This is a genomic window from Limnospira fusiformis SAG 85.79 (assembly GCF_012516315.1).
GTDB classification, from domain to species: Bacteria; Cyanobacteriota; Cyanobacteriia; order Cyanobacteriales; family Microcoleaceae; genus Limnospira; species Limnospira fusiformis.
The window spans coordinates 2,615,305-2,634,566 of sequence record NZ_CP051185.1 but is presented as its reverse complement, the minus strand read 5'-3'; the positions used below and the strand labels follow the sequence as shown (position 1 = coordinate 2,634,566).

General features: G+C 46.1%; 17 protein-coding genes and 1 pseudogene. 10 read left to right on the top strand and 8 right to left on the bottom strand.

Features of this window, described 5'->3' with window-relative positions:
* Position 1 precedes the first annotated feature (1 nt).
* From HFV01_RS12485 to murC, 4 genes are all read right to left on the bottom strand, one after another.
* Complete coding sequence (locus HFV01_RS12485) at positions 2-232, bottom strand: helix-turn-helix domain-containing protein (RefSeq protein ID WP_071533599.1); 231 nt, start codon at positions 230-232, stop codon at positions 2-4.
* A complete protein-coding gene (locus tag HFV01_RS12480; RefSeq protein ID WP_035759565.1) occupies positions 120-713 on the bottom strand; it encodes an IS607 family transposase in 594 nt (197 codons plus the stop codon). The genes HFV01_RS12485 and HFV01_RS12480 overlap by 113 nt, the downstream gene beginning before the upstream one ends.
* A gap of 55 nt (positions 714-768) precedes the next feature.
* A complete protein-coding gene (murB, locus tag HFV01_RS12475) occupies positions 769-1,737 on the bottom strand; it encodes a UDP-N-acetylmuramate dehydrogenase (protein ID WP_006625493.1) in 969 nt (322 codons plus the stop codon).
* Between the two features lie 67 nt (positions 1,738-1,804).
* A complete protein-coding gene (gene murC, locus HFV01_RS12470; protein ID WP_193521142.1) occupies positions 1,805-3,391 on the bottom strand; it encodes a UDP-N-acetylmuramate--L-alanine ligase in 1,587 nt (528 codons plus the stop codon).
* A gap of 618 nt (positions 3,392-4,009) precedes the next feature.
* Here murC and HFV01_RS12465 point away from each other — a divergent pair.
* Entirely contained in the window at positions 4,010-5,023 is a 1,014-nt protein-coding gene (locus tag HFV01_RS12465) for a type I glyceraldehyde-3-phosphate dehydrogenase (RefSeq protein WP_196797682.1), read from the top strand.
* Positions 5,024-5,050: 27 nt separating this feature from the next.
* Here the strand turns inward: HFV01_RS12465 and thiL are convergent, their stop codons facing one another.
* The 3 genes from thiL to HFV01_RS12450 form a co-directional block, all read right to left on the bottom strand.
* Positions 5,051-6,043, bottom strand: coding sequence for a thiamine-phosphate kinase (gene thiL, locus HFV01_RS12460; RefSeq protein ID WP_006625489.1), 993 nt, complete (start codon positions 6,041-6,043; stop codon positions 5,051-5,053).
* Positions 6,044-6,072: 29 nt separating this feature from the next.
* Positions 6,073-7,548: an isochorismate synthase gene (locus tag HFV01_RS12455; protein ID WP_006669574.1), complete on the bottom strand. Its 1,476-nt coding sequence runs from the start codon at positions 7,546-7,548 to the stop codon at positions 6,073-6,075.
* A gap of 164 nt (positions 7,549-7,712) precedes the next feature.
* Complete coding sequence (locus HFV01_RS12450) at positions 7,713-7,868, bottom strand: hypothetical protein (protein ID WP_006625487.1); 156 nt, start codon at positions 7,866-7,868, stop codon at positions 7,713-7,715.
* Between HFV01_RS12450 and HFV01_RS12445 the strand changes: the two genes are divergently transcribed.
* Both HFV01_RS12445 and menA read left to right on the top strand, forming a co-directional pair.
* Positions 7,867-9,246, top strand: coding sequence for a cytochrome P450 (locus HFV01_RS12445; protein ID WP_006669573.1), 1,380 nt, complete (start codon positions 7,867-7,869; stop codon positions 9,244-9,246). The two genes, HFV01_RS12450 and HFV01_RS12445, sit on opposite strands and share 2 nt — an antisense overlap.
* Before the next feature lie 36 nt (positions 9,247-9,282).
* Positions 9,283-10,179 carry a 2-carboxy-1,4-naphthoquinone phytyltransferase gene (gene menA, locus HFV01_RS12440; protein WP_035759563.1) on the top strand — a complete coding sequence of 299 codons (897 nt, stop codon included), beginning with the start codon at positions 9,283-9,285 and terminating at the stop codon, positions 10,177-10,179.
* A 1,468-nt stretch (positions 10,180-11,647) separates the two neighbouring features.
* Here menA and HFV01_RS12435 read toward each other — a convergent pair.
* Positions 11,648-12,199, bottom strand: a complete 552-nt coding sequence (locus HFV01_RS12435; protein WP_006625483.1) for an REP-associated tyrosine transposase — start codon at positions 12,197-12,199, stop codon at positions 11,648-11,650.
* 1,673 nt (positions 12,200-13,872) lie between these two features.
* Here HFV01_RS12435 and HFV01_RS12430 point away from each other — a divergent pair.
* The 7 genes and pseudogenes from HFV01_RS12430 (at position 13,873) to HFV01_RS12410 (ending at position 18,938) form a co-directional block, all read left to right on the top strand.
* Positions 13,873-14,250 (top strand): restriction endonuclease subunit S, encoded by a 378-nt coding sequence (locus tag HFV01_RS12430; RefSeq protein WP_006625473.1) that lies wholly within the window; start codon positions 13,873-13,875, stop codon positions 14,248-14,250.
* A 67-nt stretch (positions 14,251-14,317) separates the two neighbouring features.
* The gene (locus HFV01_RS12425) at positions 14,318-14,659 is read left to right on the top strand and encodes a type IV toxin-antitoxin system AbiEi family antitoxin domain-containing protein (protein WP_035759557.1); all 342 of its coding nucleotides are present in this window, start codon (positions 14,318-14,320) and stop codon (positions 14,657-14,659) included.
* An 81-nt stretch (positions 14,660-14,740) separates the two neighbouring features.
* Positions 14,741-14,920: a type IV toxin-antitoxin system AbiEi family antitoxin domain-containing protein gene (locus HFV01_RS12420; RefSeq protein ID WP_273249616.1), complete on the top strand. Its 180-nt coding sequence runs from the start codon at positions 14,741-14,743 to the stop codon at positions 14,918-14,920.
* 210 nt (positions 14,921-15,130) lie between these two features.
* Positions 15,131-16,608, top strand: a pseudogene (locus HFV01_RS30555) (type I restriction endonuclease subunit R).
* Between the two features lie 6 nt (positions 16,609-16,614).
* Positions 16,615-17,145, top strand: coding sequence for a type I restriction enzyme subunit R domain-containing protein (locus HFV01_RS30550; RefSeq protein ID WP_006625468.1), 531 nt, complete (start codon positions 16,615-16,617; stop codon positions 17,143-17,145).
* The gene (locus HFV01_RS30545) at positions 17,093-18,223 is read left to right on the top strand and encodes an HsdR family type I site-specific deoxyribonuclease (RefSeq protein WP_006669566.1); all 1,131 of its coding nucleotides are present in this window, start codon (positions 17,093-17,095) and stop codon (positions 18,221-18,223) included. The genes HFV01_RS30550 and HFV01_RS30545 overlap by 53 nt, the downstream gene beginning before the upstream one ends.
* Positions 18,210-18,938, top strand: coding sequence for a M48 family metallopeptidase (locus tag HFV01_RS12410; RefSeq protein ID WP_006625466.1), 729 nt, complete (start codon positions 18,210-18,212; stop codon positions 18,936-18,938). The genes HFV01_RS30545 and HFV01_RS12410 overlap by 14 nt, the downstream gene beginning before the upstream one ends.
* Positions 18,939-19,262 lie beyond the last annotated feature (324 nt).

Below are 19,262 nucleotides of genomic sequence, written 5' to 3'. Positions count from 1 at the left end.
GTCACTCTGCATCACTTCCGCAGCGTAACTTTAATTTGCTTAGTCGTTTACCACTCCGGGATAATGCAATTGCTTGGTTGTAGCAATACCGACAAGCAGCCAGCCATTTACGCCAGACTTTATTTAGCTCTGGGCTGGGGTAAATCCGGATCTTGTTTGACCTGAGTTTTGTATTTACGCAGTCCGTATAATCGGGAACTGAAGCAGTGGAGGATGGCGAGGATGTCCTCAACCATTTCTCGTTCTGGACTGAGACTTGTCTCGTTGAGAACCATGAGTTCGCACCTGTTTTGCTCACAGAGCCATCGAAACAAGTCCCATCCAAATCTGGCCAATCGGTCTTTGTGGGCAACAACAACCATGCGGACATCTCCTGACAAGACTTGTCCCAGTAAGGCCAGCATTTTCTTTCGCTTGAAGTTGAGCCCGCCTCCGATTTCTGAGACGACTTCTGCTTCGGGGTAGAGGTTGGACAGTGTGGCTACCTGTCGGTTGAGGTCGGACTGCTGGGCGCGGCTACTAACTCTGGCATAGATAACGACTTTGCGTTTGTCACTGCCTGATTTGGCAGTATATGACTCAACGTTATATCGTCGTTGCCCAGCGGGGGTTCTGATGGTCTCGATTGAGCCATTGTCGTCCCATCTGCGGAGTGTTCTTTCATGGACTCCAAGGATTTGGGCCGCTTCCTTGGGTTTGACATATCTGGCAATAGGTTGATCCTCAACTCTTCTCGCTTATTATACCGTATTGCCCTAAAATGTTAACCTAATTTGAGATTAAATCATGCTCTCCGAGGATTCTCACCTCTGGCTCTAACAAACAGGACCACTGATGCTGAACTCGCTCTTGAACATGGTGTATCAGTTGAAAGATATCACTAGCGGTAGCCGAGCCGCAATTCAAGATAAAGTTAGCATGGCGTTCAGCCACTTGAGCGCCACCAATTTTATAACCCTTTAATCCCGTTTGTTCAATCAACCAGCCGGCCTTATGGGGTCCAGGGTTACGAAAAACACTGCCACAACTAGGTAAATGGTAGGGTTGAGATAGCCTTCGCTGTTGGAAATGTTCTGTAGTCTCAGCCATAACCTGTTCTGGGTCATAACCGGGCTGTAACTGGAATGTAGCCTGAGTAACTAGGCGATCGCTTCCCTGTAGATTAGAAGTACGATAGCGGTAGCCCAATTTTTCCGGGGGTAAAACCTGGAGAGTTCCCGAACGTTCCAGGATATGGGTATTAACTAAAATATCTGCTGTACAAGAAATATGAGCGCCAGCATTCATAACTATTGCTCCTCCGACAGTTCCCGGAATTCCCACCGCCCATTCTAAGCCACGCCAACCCATACGAGCAGCTTTCCAAGCCAAACGGGGCAAAGAAGCACCCGAACCGACCGTAAGCTGTCCAGTTTCCTGGTCAAAGTGAGTATGTCGCAGATAACGAGTACCAATCACCAAACCGCGCAAACCTCGATCGCTCACCAAAAGATTGGAACCGCCGCCCAATAAAGTAATCGGTAGTTCTTCGGCATTAGCCCATTCCAAACAAGCTAGTAACTGATCTAATCTTTGCGGTGCAGTATACCAGTCGGCGGGGCCTCCCACCCGAAACGAGGTTAGAGAAGCTAGGGAAACTTTAGACCGGATCAAACAGTCATTACCCAGGAGGGTGATGGAGCGTTCCGGTTTTCCGTTCACTTGACCTAGAGAGCCAGAGGAAACAGTCATGACCATAATCAAATACTTCTTTAATGAGAAATGCCTGTAATTTAATCAGCACATTACATGAGTTAATATCCAGTTACGCAGTAACAGTGGGATTGATGCCAGAATTGTCATCGGATTGAAAGAATGCCATCACCTCTGGAATTACTCGGTTGAGGTTGCCAGCACCCAAAAACAGGACCAAATCTCCTGGTTTGAGCAGTTGACACAAGCGAGTTTTCACCGCCTCTAGGGAGGACTGGTAATCGACATGGGGATGATGTTCAGCAACGCGCGTGGCTAATTGTTGACCATTAATCCTGTTGGGATTGGCTTCTCCGGCGCTATAGATCTCGGTGAGCATAACTAAGTCTGCATCACCAAAGCACAGTGCGAAATCCTCCATAAGGGTTTCGGTGCGACTGTACCGGTGGGGCTGAAAAATGGCGACCACTCGTTTAATTTCCGAACCGGGATGAACAGGCGTGATGGCTGCTTCCGATAAGGTGGAGCTAAGACCACTGGAATTTTGAAGCCGCCCCCTAGCAGCAGCAAGTGTCACTCGAATTTCGCTAGGGTGGTGGGCATAATCATCAACAAATTGAATACCCCCATAATGCCCCCGATATTCAAAGCGTCGTTTAGTCCCAGGAAATTGTGCGATCGCCTGAGCAATCACAGAAAATTCCAAATTGAGTAACCGACCCACAGCCACGGTTGCCAAAGCATTACTGAGATTATGGGCTCCCAGCAATTGTAACTTTAGCAGACCGATCGCCTCACCTCGCTCATAAACCTGAGCCATGATGCCGTCAGCTAGATATTGAACAGCATCAACAGTATAGTCGGCATTAAACTGGGAGTTAATGCTGTAGCTAATGGTAGGTTTAAGGTAATCTCGAACCATTGTGCAGTCAATGCACCCCACAATAGTCTCACATTGATTGGCAAAAATCCTAAAGGTCGAGATCAATTGATCAAGAGTTTTGTAGTGGTCAGGATGATCAAGTTCAATATTAGTCACAACCCCTATATGGGATGCTAGTTTGACTAGGGAACCATCAGACTCATCAGCTTCGGCTACTAAATAAGGGCTATGTCCCACGCGGGCATTTCCTTCCCAAGCGTTCACCTCGCCACCCACCAGAATTGTCGGGTCCAAACCAGCTTTGAGCAATAGAAAAGCAATCAAGCTGCTGGTTGTAGTTTTACCATGAGTCCCGGCTACGGCAATACTTTGGTACTCAGCCATCAAAGCGGCTAGTAGGTCTGATCTATGAAAAATCGGACATCCTAACTCTCGGGCGACTTGATATTCGGGATTTTCGGGATGGATAGCTGTTGAACAAATAACTTGTGGCAGTTGCTGTTCTAACTGAGCGATCGAAGATGATTCTCTGGGTAAAGTGGCTTTCTCTGACGAGATTTTGCCTGATAGCCCAGAAGCCATTGACTCCCAATTATGCTTGGGGGTTTTAAAAATGTCAAAGTTGCTGGCATCTTGACTCCCAAAAATATGAGCCCCCATGGCTTCCAATCGTTCTGTGATATGGCTATTTTGCAGGTCTGAGCCAAAGACAGGCAAATTTCGCTGGGCTAAAATATAGGCAAGGGCTGACATTCCTATGCCACCAATGCCAATGAAATGAAATGGCCTGCCATTAAAATCGACAGTATTAGGCATTAACTATTCCTCAACACACCACACCACACATCCAACAGGCGATTATCATATCAATAATTGCCGCTTGTTGGAAACTCAACCATAGCAAAGTATGGCAATTACAAGATTAAAAGGCGATCGCTCCGATGGAGGCAGAAGGCTGTATGGTATTTGTATACTACATACTCCCCAAAATCGGAAATAACCGGATGCTACCTGCGGAAAATTAGGTTTAGATCAAGGCCAACCGGGGCGGATGCCATATAAGACTCAACACCTGCCATAGCTTCACCCTAGGGCATTTGGGGTCATCATGTCCTCCTTAGATGTGATTACTGAGGCTTATTATCCTAAGTATGCGCCCCTAATCATAGCCGATCGCACCCGGAAGCAGAATCCCCCCTAACTATGAGGGAAGGCACAATAGCACACCCAGATCAGCAATTGGCTCTCTACCAGTGGGGATCTAGGGGAATGGAGGATTTGCTGTTAACTGACCAGGGACATCAAACCAAAAGTTTCGATACCTAAACTTCAGAAGAGGTCAGCCTTTAGGGTATGATTGGGGTCAAGATAAACTCACGTTATAGAAGGCGCAGGCCTTAGTTGGGCAATACTATCGTTAGGAGAAACAAGGTGATGAAAGTCGCAATCAACGGTTTTGGCAGGATCGGACGTAACTTTCTGCGTTGTTGGCTGACCAGAGGGGAAAATACTAATCTGGAAGTTACGGCTATCAATGACACTTCCGACCCCAGGATCAATGCTCATTTGCTGAAGTATGACTCAATGTTGGGGACTTTGCATGATGCCGATATCAAGGCTGATGAGAACTCCCTGATTGTCAATGGTAAGACGATTAAGTGCGTTTCTGACCGTAATCCTCTTAACCTCCCTTGGAGTGAATGGGGTATCGATCTGATCATTGAAGCGACAGGGGTATTTGTTACCGAAGAGGGAGCATCAAAGCATTTATCTGCTGGTGCGAAAAGGGTTCTGATTACTGCCCCTGGGAAAGGTAGTAATATTGGAACCTATGTAGTTGGTGTCAATGACCATAACTATGATCCCAATGCCCATGTTATTGTCAGTAATGCCAGTTGTACTACTAACTGTTTAGCCCCTGTGGTCAAGGTGTTGCAAGATAATTTCGGGATCATCAAAGGAACGATGACCACTACCCACAGTTACACTGGCGACCAGCGTTTGTTAGATGCTAGTCACCGGGATGTCCGACGGGCGCGGGCTGCTGCTCTGAATATTGTTCCTACCTCTACTGGTGCGGCTCAGGCTGTGGCTTTGGTGATTCCTGAACTGAAAGGTAAGCTGAATGGGATTGCTATGCGGGTTCCCACCCCTAACGTTTCTGTGGTGGACTTTGTGGCTCAGGTGGAGAAAACCACTTTCACCGAAGAAGTGAATAAGGCTCTCCAAGAAGCGGCAGAAGGACCCATGAAGGGAATTCTGGCTTATAGCGATCTGCCTCTGGTTTCTAGTGACTATCGCGGAAATAATGCTTCTTCTATTGTTGATGCTAGTTTGACAATGGTTATGGGTGGCGACTTGGTTAAAGTTGTGGCCTGGTATGACAACGAGTGGGGATACAGCCAACGGGTTGTAGACTTGGCTGAGATTGTGGCTAAACACTCGTAAGGGGACTCAGGGGGATTTTGGTTCAGATCAAAAGTGCTGAAATCCCTGTTTTTGGGTCAGGATAATTTCTGAGTTAGAGTGAGTACCTGTAAGTAGGATGGTTTCGGTCTCTGTTGTGGTAACACCAATGATGGCACTTCCTGGAATGTGTTTGATCAGTTGTTGGGCGCGATCGCATGGTAGACATAAAACTAACTCAAAATCCTCGCCGCCATAGAGTACCCAATCAAGGACGGTCTCTGCTGGGGCTAGTTGGAAAAGGGAGTTGGAATGGGGCAGTTTTTGGGCTTCGATTCTGGCTCCCACTCCACTGGCTTGGCTGATCTGCACGATCGCATCAGCTAAACCATCGCTGCTGTCCATACCAGCAATAATTAGGTGAGGATCGCTATCCCATAGCTTTTGTAGAGTTGGTAATATATCTAGTCGCGGTTGCGGATACTGATGATGGTGTTGAAGCGATCGCTTTTCGGTTTCTGATAGGGATGCACCTAAATTCTCATTTAGCAGCAATTCTAGTCCGGCTCGGGAGTGACCATGAGCGCCGCTGACCATGATCGCCCATTCTGGTTGTGCTGTCGATCGCTTAATAATTCGTTGGGGCGCAACTGTACCAATAGCAGTAATTGAGATGGTATTGATAGGGGAGCGACAAATATCGCCGCCGATAATTGGGGTTTGGAATTGGTCTAAACATTCAGCCATCCCCTCATATAACTGTTCAACCCAGTTAATAGGTGTTTCTCCTCTCAACCCCAAAGCTACGGTAATTCCTAGGGGAGAGGCTCCCATGGCTGCCAGATCTGACAAATTAGCCGATACTGATCTCCATCCTACTGCTATGGCGGGGGTAGTGCGATCGCTAAAATGACAGCCTTCGACTAACATATCAGTTGTCACCACCAGGGACTGATCAGCAAGGGGACTGAGGACAGCGGCATCATCTCCCACTACTTCTAGGGGACAAAACCTTTTAACCATTGCTAATAACCCCTGTTCACCCAGATCTCGAATTTCCATAATGAGCAGTTAATCCAGCGATTTTTGTGTTATACTAAACCCCTGAGCAGAGCTTGTAGTTTAAGTTGAATTTCGGCTAATTCTTGCTCAGGTTCGGAGCCAGCGACTATTCCCGCCCCAGCGAACAGTCTAGCTCGATCGCTATCTATCAAAGCGGAACGAATACCTACGATAAATTCCCCATTACCATGATAGTCTACCCAACCCAAAGGAGCCGCATATAAGGAGCGGTCAAAGGTTTCGTATTGCCTAATTTGAGCGATCGCTACTTCGCAGGGAGTCCCGGCGGCGGCGGGGGTCGGGTGTAGTTTCGCCAATATATCTAAGAGGTGGATATCGGCGGATATGGGGGAGGTTATGGGGGTCCACAGGTGTTGAATATTGGATAACTGCATTAGTCTGGGTTTTGGCGATCGCTCTGGGGTCAAGCCTAGATGCAATAGACGTTCGATGATAAAATCGACTACGGCTTGATGTTCCCGTAGGTTTTTGTCACTGGAGAGGAGGCGGTGGGCGATTTCTGTATCTTCTGCTTGGGTTTCCCCACGGGGGGCAGAACCTGCCAGCGCATCGGTGCTACAATTACCTTGATTGACTGTAATTAGACGCTCTGGACTAGCACCGATAAAGTTTTTACCTTGGCTGTTTCCGGTGGAAAAAATGTAGCAGTCGGGATAAAGCGATCGCAAATTTGCCAGGGAATTGATGAGCCGAAAAGGTGTATCTGAGCAAATATCAAAGGCTTGGGATAGCACAACTTTACTGAGTTTTCCAGTAGAAATTAACCGCAAATTCTCCGATACAGAATGATGAAATTCCCCCACTTGTGGATTGATCCAAATAGTTTGCGGGTGTAATTTATTGGTGATTTCCGACTGTATTCTGCCACTTTGCAGACCATTAACCTTGTCGATTTTCCCCCATATAGAGGCAGTTACAGCCTCAATGTCCGATTTTTTGTCAACCAAAACATTGATTAACAAAGTATAGCGATCGCCTTTTTGATACAGTAGAATAGCTGGCAAAAATACCGTGGCGGCGGGGAACACCGGGCGGGAATGATAGTTATCTACATCCGGGTAATTCCTCAAATAATAATGTTCGGAATTGGATTGATAATTGTCCTGAAAAAAGGTGAAACTACAACAAAAAGCGGGCGCGGCTAAATTAGACTCCGATCCAGCGATAATCGTTCGGCGAAACCAAGCATCGATAAACTCTTGAGATTTGGCGAATCTTTCCCCGTTGTTAATAGTTAATTTTACCGCAGCATCCCCGCCGACGATCGCCTGTTTTGACTGAGCTTTTTCAAAATAAAAATGTGGCTTATCTTCCGTTAAGAATGCTTCCAGAAACCGGAGAGGGTCAACCGCATCAATTTCCCGAACAATACTAATAATTTGAGGGTCAGAATTGACAAGGCAATTTTGCTGGCACTCACACAGAAAGCGATGCAGTTCCCGGCGGTCTTGCCAAAGCAATTGGGGAGGAGGTACAGCCAGCATAGAATAGAATAACAGATCAATATAGGGATGTTACCAAGAAAACAGCCTTTGCGCCCAGAAGGTCAGTTATGAGAGCAATATACAACACTGACTGATATTGGTTCAAGACTTGGGAGGCTTGACCTAGCCGACAATTGGGAAAAATCAGTTCGGGAATTATGCCACTAGGCTGTAGAAAAGGCAATATTAGCGATCGCCACTGGGTGGTCTGTGGTAATAAACCTTAACAAATCCGGCCCTAGGAGAGGGTCAGAGGGGGATAAGGCGGTGGTATTATGGATTGACCCACCACTGAATTGGCTGCATTCGACTATACTCATGAAACTGCCTGATGGCCCTAGATTAATGTCCCCCCTGCAAATTTTGCAGCTTGTTATTGATCCTCCCAAATACCTAGAAAACTGTGCCGATAAATATGGCGATCGCTTTACTCTGCGGGTTTTGGGTAACAACTCGCCGCCGGTGGTTTTTTTTAGTCATCCAGAGGCGATCGAGGCAATTTTTGCAGGTTCTGAGGGTCTGTGTCCGGCTGATCAACTAGAATTAGGACGCATTACCCATGTATTTGAACCCCTGACCGGGCCACAGTCTTTAATTGCTAAAGACGGGTCGGAACACCAACGTTTGAGACAGTTGTTAATGCCACCCCTACACGGGAAGCAACTACCCCGCTATGGTGAGGCGATCGCCAATATTGCCCACTCCGTGACTGAAAACTGGTCTGTTGGCGATTGTATCTCTATCCGCCAGTATACCGCCCAAATGTCCCTACAAACCATTTTGCAGGTAGTTTTGGGGTTGGGTCCCGGTTATTTGTATGACCAACTGCAACAGACCCTAGAAACCTATTTAGAATGGGTGAATTCCCCCCTCAACTCCCTACAGTTTTTTTGGCCGGCTTTACAGCAAGATCTGGGTGCGGCGAGTCCCTGGGGCAAATTTCTCCGACAGCGACAACAAATTGATGATCTGATTTATACTGTCATAGCCGATCGCCGCCGGGAAGCCACAGGGGAAGATGTCCTATCTTTGCTAATTTCCGCCAGGGACGAAAACGGCGAGGGTATGAGCGATCGCGAATTGCGTGATCAGATTATCACCCTATTGTTGCTAGGTTATGATACCACTGCCTCAGCCACCGCTTGGGTGTTTTATTTAATTCATCAATTCCCCCACATTAGAGATCAACTTGTCGCCGAATTGCAGACCCTCGGAAGTGATAGCGACCCGACGCAGGCGGTGCAACTTCCCTATTTAACAGCAGTTTGTCGGGAGGCTTTGCGTCTGCACCCTATTGCTTTAATTTCTCAGCCTCGTGTGGTGCGTGAGTCTGTGACTATTCGCGGCGATCGCTTTGAACCTGGTACTATCTTAGTGCCGTGTATTCACCTAGCACAGATGCGATCGCAAACCTACCCAGAACCCAAAAAATTTCGACCAGAGAGATTTTTGGAACGTCGATTTTCCCCCTATGAATATTTCCCCTTTGGTGGAGGTTCTCGCAGTTGTATCGGCATGGCATTATCTCTATTTGAGATTAAAATCATCTTGGCGATCGTCCTCAGCCGTTGTCAATTTTCCCTCGCCGATTTGGGTCCCGTGCGTCCCGTGCGCCGAGGGATTACCATTGTGCCGTCGGATAACTTTAAACTAATTGTAGAAAATATCCGATCCTCCCCCATTCCCTCCCTGGTTTAAACTAGATTTTTGCCGACCATCTTCACTTAATAAATGATGACTACAAAACTGATTGCTGATTCCAATTCAAAACTTTGGTTAGCTGCCATTAAGCCACCCATGTACAGCGTCGCTATTATGCCTATTTGGGTCGGAACTGCCCTCGCCAAGTCGGAGACTGGTTTAATAAATTGGGGCGTGTTTATGGCTTTCCTAACCGCCGCTATTTTAATCTTAGCTTGGGAAAACCTACTTAATGATGTCTTTGATTCCGAGACTGGCATCGATAAAAATAAACATCATTCTCTCGTGAATTTAACCGGGAATAAAGCCCTAATTTTAACCATTGGTAATCTGTGCCTGTTAGTGGCGATCGCCCAAATTATGTTAATCTGTTGGTGGCAGCAAGATTTAACCGTTTTGGGGTTAATCATCCTCTCCTGTTTTTTAGGGTATCTTTACCAGGGGCCGCCTTTCCGTCTCGGTTATCAAGGCTTGGGGGAATTTCTCTGCTTTTTTGCCTTCGGACCGGTAGGAATGTCCGCCGTTTATTATAGTCAAACCCAAACCTGGTCACTGCTGAATTTAGCCGTCTCCCTTATAGTCGGAATAGCCACCAGCTTAATATTATTTTGTTCCCATTTTCACCAAGTAGAAGATGATATCGCCGCCGGAAAGCGATCGCCTATTGTCCGCTTAGGGACCCAACGCGGCGCGCAAATTTTACCCTGGTTTTGTGGTAGTATTTTCGGATTAACCCTAATTGGAGTCCTCGGCGGATTTTTCCCAATTTGGACTTTGTTAAGTTTTGCCGGAGTTTTCCCAGCCATTCAATTATGTCGCCATGTCCGAGAATATCATCATCAACCCCAACAGGTTAGCAATTGCAAATTCATCGCCGTTTCCGTTCACTTTTGGACTTGCTTCTTATTAGGCTTTGGGTTTATAATTTAGGCATACAGAAACATTGTAGGGTGCGTTAGGCGCTTTGGAAAACGGGAATCCAACTCAAGCAATTTCATCAGCGCCGTAACGCACCAATTCCCTCCCGTAGGGTGCGTTAGGCGCTTTTTCCAATGGGAATCCAACTCAAGCAATTTCATCAGCGCCGTAACGCACCAATTCCCTCCCGTAGGGTGCGTTAGGCGCTTTGGAAAACGGGAATCCAACTCAAGCAATTTCATCAGCGCCGTAACGCACCAATTCCCTCCCGTAGGGTGTGTTAGGCGCTTTTTCCAATGGGAATCCAACTCAAGCAATTTCATCAGCGCCGTAACGCACCAATTCCCTCCCGTAGGGTGTGTTAGGCGCTTTTTCCAATGGGAATCCAACTCAAGCAATTTCATCAGCGCCGTAACGCACCAATTCCCTCCCGTAGGGTGTGTTAGGCGCTTTTTCCAACGGTAATCCAACCCCAGCAATTTCATCAGCGCCGTAACGCACCAATTCCCTCCCGTAGGGTGTGTTAGGCGCTTTTTCCCATGAGAATTAAACTCAAGCAATTTCAGCAGCGCCGTAACGCACCAATTCCCTCCCGTAGGGTGCGTTAGGCGCCTTGGAAAACGGCAATTAAACTCAAGCAATTTCATCAGCGCCGTAACGCACCAATTCCCTCCCGTAGGGTGCGTTAGGCGCTTTTTCCAATGGGAATCCAACTCAAGCAATTTCATCAGCGCCGTAACGCACCAATTCCCTCCCGTAGGGTGCGTTAGGCGCTTTTTCCAATGGGAATCCAACTCAAGCAATTTCATCAGCGCCGTAACGCACCAATTCCCTCCCGTAGGGTGCGTTAGGCGCTTTTTCCAATGGGAATCCAACTCAAGCAATTTCATCAGCGCCGTAACGCACCAATTCCCTCCCGTAGGGTGCGTTAGGCGCTTTTTCCAACGGGAATCCAACTCAAGCAATTTCATCAGCGCCGTAACGCACCAATTCCCTCCCGTAGGGTGCGTTAGGCGCTTTTTCCAACGGGAATCCAACTCAAGCAATTTCATCAGCGCCGTAACGCACCAATTCCCTCCCGTAGGGTGCGTTAGGCGCTTTTTCCAACGGGAATCCAACTCAAGCAATTTCATCAGCGCCGTAACGCACCAATTCCCTCCCGTAGGGTGCGTTAGGCGCTTTTTCCAATGGGAATCCAACTCAAGCAATTTCATCAGCGCCGTAACGCACCAATTCCCTCCCGTAGGGTGTGTTAGGCGCTTTTTCCTATGAGAATTAAACTCAAGCAATTTCATCAGCGCCGTAACGCACCAATTCCCTCCCGTAGGGTGTGTTAGGCGCTTTTTCCAATGGGAATCCAACTCAAGCAATTTCATCAGCGCCGTAACGCACCAATTCCCTCCCGTAGGGTGTGTTAGGCGCTTTTTCCCATGAGAATTAAACTCAAGCAATTTCAGCAGCGCCGTAACGCACCAAAACCTTACTCTCCACCAATACCCTCCTTCATGACAATCTCCTCATTCTCCCCCCAATCAGAAGGATAAACCCCATGATGAATAAAACGGTGAATCGTCGAAAACTGCCAATCTCGTGGCGATTTAGATAACCCATGTTTCACCGGATTATAATGAATATAATCACAATGGGATGCAAAATCTTGTTCATCTCGAATTAAATGCTCCCAAAACCGCCTTTGCCACAGATTACTTTCTAAGCGCTTTTGACGAGAAATTGAAACTCCTTGTTCAACAGAAATTTCTTGCTTATAATGTTTGGTAACGTAAGTTTTAATTAGTCGTAAACGCATTGAGAAATCATCCTCATTATCAGGCAAAGTTAAAATACAATGAAAATGTTCTGGGAGTAAAACAAAAGCATCAATGAAAAAGGGATGTTTTATACTGACATGAAGGATGGCTTCTCGCAATGCTTTCCTTCCCGCAGGGGTACAAAGCCAAGGGATTCTTTGATAGGTGACTTGTGTAATAAAATAAGTTGCACCTGCACATTGAGGTCTTCGATAATTGGGCATAACAATTATTAAAAAATATCCTGTAAGGTGCGTTAGTGGGGGACTAAATGAGAATTAAAACATTTAACTGTTATTCCTGCGTAACGCACCGAAATCCTCAATTTTTGGGGATGGTGTGTTACGGCACTTATCATATTGATGGGATTTGATTCAATATTCAATCTATGTGCCTAACGCACCCTACGGGAACTTATAATATACCCAAATCTGGGAATTGGTGCGTTACTACTTCATGGATACGCTCAACTCCCACGATGGTGCGTTACGGCACTTATCATATTGGTGGGATTTGATTCAATATTCAATCTATGTGCCTAACGCACCCTACGGGAACTTATAATATACCCAAATCTGGGAATTGGTGCGTTACTACTTTATGGATACGCTCAACTCCCACGATGGTGCGTTACGGCACTTATCATATTGGTGGGATTTGATTCAATATTCAATCTATGTGCCTAACGCACCCTACGGGAACTTATAATATACCCAAATCTGGGAATTGGTGCGTTACTACTTCATGGATACGCTCAACTCCCACGATGGTGCGTTACGGCACTTATCATATTGGTGGGATTTGATTCAATATTCAATCTATGTGCCTAACGCACCCTACCGGAACTGCCTAACACACCGAAATCCTCAATTTGTGGGGATGGTGCGTTACGGCACTTATCATATTGGTGGGATTTGATTCAATATTCAATCTATGTGCCTAACGCACCCTACGGGAACTACTTCATGGATACGCTCAACTCCCACGATGGTGCGTTACGGCACTTATCATATTGGTGGGATTTGATTCAATATTCAATCTATGTGCCTAACGCACCCTACGGGAACTACTTCATGGATACGCTCAACTCCCACGATGGTGCGTTACGGCACTTATCATATTGGTGGGATTTGATTCAATATTCAATCTATGTGCCTAACGCACCCTACCGGAACTGCCTAACGCACCGAAATCCTCAATTTGTGGGGATGGTGCGTTACGGCACTTATCATATTGGTGGGATTTGATTCAATATTCAATCTATGTGCCTAACGCACCCTACCGGAACTGCCTAACGCACCGAAATCCTCAATTTGTGGGGATGGTGCGTTACGGCACTTATCATATTGGTGGGATTTGATTCAATATTCAATCTATGTGCCTAACGCACCCTACGGGAACTACTTCATGGATACGCTCAACTCCCACGATGGTGCGTTACGGCACTTATCATATTGGTGGGATTTGATTCAATATTCAATCTATGTGCCTAACGCACCCTACGGGAACTACTTCATGGATACGCTCAACTCCCACGATGGTGCGTTACGGCACTTATCATATTGGTGGGATTTGATTCAATATTCAATCTATGTGCCTAACGCACCCTACGGGAACTACTTCATGGATACGCTCAACTCCCACGATGGTGCGTTACGGCACTTATCATATTGGTGGGATTTGATTCAATATTCAATCTATGTGCCTAACGCACCCTACGGGAACTACTTCATGGATACGCTCAACTCCCACGATGGTGCGTTACGGCACTTATCATATTGGTGGGATTTGATTCAATATTCAATCTATGTGCCTAACACACCGAAATCCTCAATTTGTGGGGATGGTGCGTTACGGCACTTATCATATTGGTGGGATTTGATTCAATATTCAATCTATGTGCCTAACGCACCCTACGGGAACTGCTGGATCACTTCTAAATCAGAATGCAATAATTATTCGATCCAAAAATTTTAGCCAGGAAACTCAATTTTTTTTGTATAATAGTTTAAAAAAGCCTGAATATATAAATCATATCGAGAAAATATTTAGAGGCAATGCAAATCAAGCAAATATAACCGTTAAAGAATTGCTGGAATTTACAGTTGCAATCCCACCCCTTGCGGAACAAAAAGCGATCGCCTCTGTCCTGTCATATATGGATAAAGAAATAGCAGCGTTAGAAAAACGTCGCGCCAAAACCGAATGGATAAAAAAGGGAATGATGCAGGAATTGTTAACCGGGAGAAAGCGGTTAATTGTTAATGATATATGATAAAATGTAGGTACTTGTTTGTAAATACCTGCACTTTATCACAAATTGCCTTGTATCTTAACTTAAAATGTCACCATCAAACCGCAAAATCGTGCTAAAGATAGCACTAAAAAAGGGAGTTATTTGCGCCAAAGACCTAGCCAAACAGGGAATTCATCGCAAATCGCTTAAACGACTGGAAGAACAAAGCCTTTTGATTCGCTCTGGACGCGGAATATATACTTATCCGAAAGCAGACATCACCGAAAACCATAGCCTTGTTGAAGCCACTCAGCGAGTCCCTAAAGGAACTATTTGCTTGTTGTCTGCGTTGAGTTTTCATAAAATCACCACCCAAAATCCCTGGGAAATTTGGTTAGCTATTCCTCAAAAATCACGTCATCCGCAAGAGAAACTTTTGCCACTGTGAATTGTTGATATGTCCGGTTTATCTCTAATCGAAGGAGTCGAAAATCATCAAATAGAAGGATGTAACGTCCCTATTTATAGCATGCCTAAAACAGTAGTAGATTGCTTTAAATTTCGCCATAAAATAGGCTTAGATATTGCCCTAGAAGCCTTGCGAGAATGTTGGCAACAACAACGCTGCTCAATGGATGAACTCTGGTATTATGCTAAAGTTTGCAGAATGCGGAATGTAATGCGACCTTACTTAGAAAGTTTGACATGAACCCAAATAAACCTCAATTTATTCGCGCTCAATTGCTGAATATATCCAAACGACAGCAACCCATAGCAGGAAATTATGGCAGATATAGCTAGTCCTAATGAGACGTGAACTCTGGGCTATTGTCCTATCTGGATTGTAGGCGAACATTTTTTGCACGGACTCAGGTAGGTTGGCTATATTTACTCAAAATTACCACCCAAGGACAAAATTATGATTAAAGTTGGACAACTGGAAAGACTCACCCAAAACCGAGTGATTAAACTGTTTCAAAATCACCTGGTTTATACCTATCTGGGAAACTGGAAAGACCGAGAAAATAACCGCAATATTGAAGCGGAATATTTAACCCAATGGCTCACCGGGCGAGGCGTTGAGGAAACCCTAATTAATAAAACTATCAGAGAACTGGATAAAGCCGCAGCCTTGGCAGAAAACCAAAACCTTTATGATGCTAATAAGGCCGTTTATCGCCTGCTGCGTTATGGGGTGAAGGTGAAACGGGGGCGGGTGAACAAACTCAAACCGTGTGGCTGATTGATTGGGAAAATCCCCAAAAAAATCGCTTTTATGTGGTGGAAGAAGTGACCATAAAAGGCAACCATACCAAACGCCCGGATATCGTCCTCTATATTAATGGTATTGCTGTGGCGGTTTTAGAACTCAAACGTTCGACGGTTTCCGTGGCTGAAGGTATCCGCCAAAACCTGGATAATCAAAAAAGGGAATTTATCCGCCCGTTTTTGACGACGCTTCAGTTAATTATGGCGGGAAATGATAGCCAAGGACTGCGCTACGGGACTATCGAAACGCGGGAAAAATATTATCTGGAATGGAAAGAAGAGGAGGGGGAAGTTGATGGGTTTGACAGTCCCCTAGATTGGCATCTTAGCCTACTGTGTGCCAAAAGCCGCCTCCTGGAAATTATCCACGATTTTATCATATTTGATGCGGGGATTAAAAAAACCTGCCGCCATAACCAATATTTCGGGATTAAAGCCGCTCAGAAGTTTATCGGAGAGGGTCTGGGTGGCATTATCTGGCATACTCAAGGGTCGGGAAAAAGTCTAACTATGGTGTGGCTGGCAAAATGGATTCGCGAAAATCAAAGGGATGCTAGGGTTTTAATTATAAGCGATCGCACTGAACTCGACGAACAGATTAACAGCATTTTTAAAGGAGTGGATGAGGATATTGACCGCACGGAAAGCAGCGCCGACCTAATCGCCAAACTGAACGAAACCCAACCCTGGTTAATGTGTTCCCTAATTCACAAATTCGGCAACCATTCCCAAGATACGACTCAGGAATTTATCGACAGTCTCCAGCAACTCCCCAGCAACTTTTCCGCCAAGGGAAACATATTTGTATTTGTAGATGAATGTCACCGCACCCAGTCGGGAAAACTCCATAGCGCCATGAAGCAAATTATCCCGGATGGTTTATTTATTGGCTTTACGGGGACCCCCCTCCTCAAAGAAGATAAACAGCGCAGTATGGAAGTATTTGGGGACTATATCCACACCTACAAATTTAACGAAGCGGTGAGAGATGGGGTTGTGCTAGATTTACGTTATGAGGCGCGCGACATTGACCAAACTTTAACCAGTCCCCAGAAAATTGACCAGTGGTTTGAGGCGAAAACTCGCGGCTTATCGGAGTTGGCTAAAACTGAACTTAAAAAGAAATGAGGGACGATGCAAAAACTCCTCTCGAGTAGGTCTCGCCTGGAAGAAATTGTTAACGATATTCTCCTCGACATGGAAACGAAACCCCGGTTAATGGACGGACGGGGTAACGCGATGCTGGTCTGTAGTAGCATTTATCAAGCCTGTAAAACTTACGAACTTTTCAGCCAAACGGATTTTCAGGGTAAATGCGCGATTATCACCAGTTATAAACCTTCCCCGGCGGATATTAAAGGGGAGGAAACGGGGGAGGGACTGACGGAAAAACTCCACCAGTATGAGATTTATCGGCGAATGTTGGCGGACTATTTTAAGCAGTCGGAAGATGTGGCAATGTATCGGGTGGGGGAATTTGAACAGGAGGTTAAACGGCGCTTTATTACGGAACCGGGACAAATGCGCCTGTTAATTGTGGTGGATAAGCTGCTGACGGGATTTGATGCACCCCCGGCGACTTATCTCTATATTGATAAAACTATGCGAGATCATGGCTTATTTCAGGCTATTTGTCGGGTTAACCGCCTTGATGGAGAAGATTAAGGAATATGGCTATATTGTGGATTATAAGGACCTGTTTCGGCAACTACAGGGGGCCGTTACAGATTACACCAGTGGGGCGTTTGATGGCTATGAGGCGGCGGACGTGGCGGGGTTATTGTGCGATCGCCTTTCTAAAGGGTGCGATCGCCTAGAAACCACCTTAGAAGCTGTCCGCGCCCTCTGTGAACCCGTCCCGCGTCCCCGTGAGAGTGCCGACTATCGCCATTATTTTTGTACCCCAGACACCAGAGATCAAAAAGCGATCGCCGCTAATGAACCGAAACGGGTCGCCTTCTATCAAGCGGTTAACGCCCTCATTCGCGCCTACAGTAACCTGGCTAACGAAATGGAAGCCGCAGGCTACACCCCCCAGGAAGCGGAAACCATCAAAGCCGAAGTTAGACACTATAGCCAAATACGGGAGGAGGTAAAAATTGCCAGCGGGGACTATATCGATAGTAAAATCTATGAACCCGCCATGCGTCACCTCATGGATACCTATATCCGCGCTGAACCCAGTAACCTGGTGGCGGACTTTGAGGAGTTGGGACTGGTGCAGCTTATTGTTAATCAGGGTTTCCCGGTTTTGGAGAGTCTCCCGGAAGGCTTGAAACAAGATCATAAAGCGATCGCAGAGGCGATCGAGAATAATATCCGCAAAATTATCTTAGATGAGAGTCCGATCAACCCGAAATATTATGAGGAAATGTCGGAGTTATTGGATTCTTTGATTGAACAACGTCACCAGAAAGCCATCAGTTACCAAGAGTATTTGGAAGAGGTGAAACAACTCGCCAAACGAGTGACAGACCCCACCGGATCAGCCGTAGGAAATTATCCCCCTGCCCTCAATACCTCCGCCCTCCGTTCCCTCTACGATAACCTAGACAAAGATGAAGCCTTAGCCCTCAAGATTGATCAGGTCGTGATCACCACCAAAAAAGACAACTGGATTGGCAACCGTTTCAAAGAAATCGAGGTCAAAAATGCCCTTAATGCCGTCCTAGTTGATGCTAAAGTAGACCTACCCCTTAACCAACTCTTGGAGTTAATTAAACAGCAACATGACTACCAGTAAATCTCCCACAGATTACCAGATAACCATTGCTCAAATTCCCGTGCAAGTGATTCGCAAATCAATTAAAAATCTCCATATTGGAGTCTATCCCCCAGAGGGTCGGGTGCGGGTAGCTGCGCCGCTTCACTTCACTGATGATAATATCCGACTGGCGATTATCTCCCGTCTATCTTGGATTAAAAAACACCAGGCAAAATTCGCCGCCCAACCCCGTCAATCCCGGCGAGAAATGGTATCCGGCGAAACTCATTATATCTTCGGGAAACGCTACCGCTTAGAAGTCATAGAACGCCGAGGGAAACATGAACTTAAAATTCCCAATTCTCGGATAGTGCAATTATTCGTTAATCCCGGAACTTCTCGGGACAATCGCGCCCAAGTTTTAGCCGAATGGTATCGGCAACAACTCCAGGATATTATACCACAATTGCTGAATAAATGGCAACCCATTATCGGGGAAAATGTCACCGATTGGGGGATTAAGAAAATGCGGACTAAATGGGGGAGTTGTAATATCACTCAGCGTCGCATCTGGCTAAATTTAGAACTCGCAAAAAAGCCCATAGAGTGCTTGGAATATGTCGTAGTTCATGAGTTAGTGCATCTCTTGGAACGTTATCATAATGACCGTTTTCAGGCTTATATGGACGAGTATCTTCCCCCATGGCGACAATATCGAGATATTCTGAACCGGGAACCCTTAGAAGACTTCTAAATCTGCCGGAACCGGAGCATAATGACCATCAACGGTCAACTGAAAACCGTCATAGTTACCATCTTGATTAAAGTGCCACATAAAATCCGGGTCAAGACCGGGAGCATACCAGAGAATATCTGTTATTCCCGAACCATTAAAGTATCTGATGTTGACACTCCTCGTCCTGAAGTCCGAGGATTCTTGGGCTGAATCCTGCCTCCACTAACCTAAGTTAGTTTTGGTCTTACAGTTTCATGTCGTATCCGACTACACCTTTTACAGCAAGCACTCGCTATGGACTACTCCCACCGCGTAAATTCGGGTATGCCCTACCCTATTTAA

Coding starts and splice junctions, on each gene's coding strand:
- HFV01_RS12455 (WP_006669574.1), bottom strand. CDS start 7,548: ATGCTGGCTGTACCTCCTCCCCAATTGCTTTGGCAAGACCGCCGGGAA.
- HFV01_RS12430 (WP_006625473.1), top strand. CDS start 13,873: ATGTGCCTAACGCACCCTACGGGAACTGCTGGATCACTTCTAAATCAG.
- murC (WP_193521142.1), bottom strand. CDS start 3,391: ATGCCTAATACTGTCGATTTTAATGGCAGGCCATTTCATTTCATTGGC.
- HFV01_RS12435 (WP_006625483.1), bottom strand. CDS start 12,199: ATGCCCAATTATCGAAGACCTCAATGTGCAGGTGCAACTTATTTTATT.
- HFV01_RS12465 (WP_196797682.1), top strand. CDS start 4,010: ATGAAAGTCGCAATCAACGGTTTTGGCAGGATCGGACGTAACTTTCTG.
- HFV01_RS12445 (WP_006669573.1), top strand. CDS start 7,867: ATGAAACTGCCTGATGGCCCTAGATTAATGTCCCCCCTGCAAATTTTG.
- thiL (WP_006625489.1), bottom strand. CDS start 6,043: ATGGAAATTCGAGATCTGGGTGAACAGGGGTTATTAGCAATGGTTAAA.
- menA (WP_035759563.1), top strand. CDS start 9,283: ATGACTACAAAACTGATTGCTGATTCCAATTCAAAACTTTGGTTAGCT.
- HFV01_RS12450 (WP_006625487.1), bottom strand. CDS start 7,868: ATGAGTATAGTCGAATGCAGCCAATTCAGTGGTGGGTCAATCCATAAT.
- HFV01_RS30545 (WP_006669566.1), top strand. CDS start 17,093: ATGGCTTATTTCAGGCTATTTGTCGGGTTAACCGCCTTGATGGAGAAG.
- HFV01_RS12420 (WP_273249616.1), top strand. CDS start 14,741: ATGCCTAAAACAGTAGTAGATTGCTTTAAATTTCGCCATAAAATAGGC.
- HFV01_RS30550 (WP_006625468.1), top strand. CDS start 16,615: ATGCAAAAACTCCTCTCGAGTAGGTCTCGCCTGGAAGAAATTGTTAAC.
- HFV01_RS12410 (WP_006625466.1), top strand. CDS start 18,210: ATGACTACCAGTAAATCTCCCACAGATTACCAGATAACCATTGCTCAA.
- HFV01_RS12425 (WP_035759557.1), top strand. CDS start 14,318: ATGTCACCATCAAACCGCAAAATCGTGCTAAAGATAGCACTAAAAAAG.
- murB (WP_006625493.1), bottom strand. CDS start 1,737: ATGGTCATGACTGTTTCCTCTGGCTCTCTAGGTCAAGTGAACGGAAAA.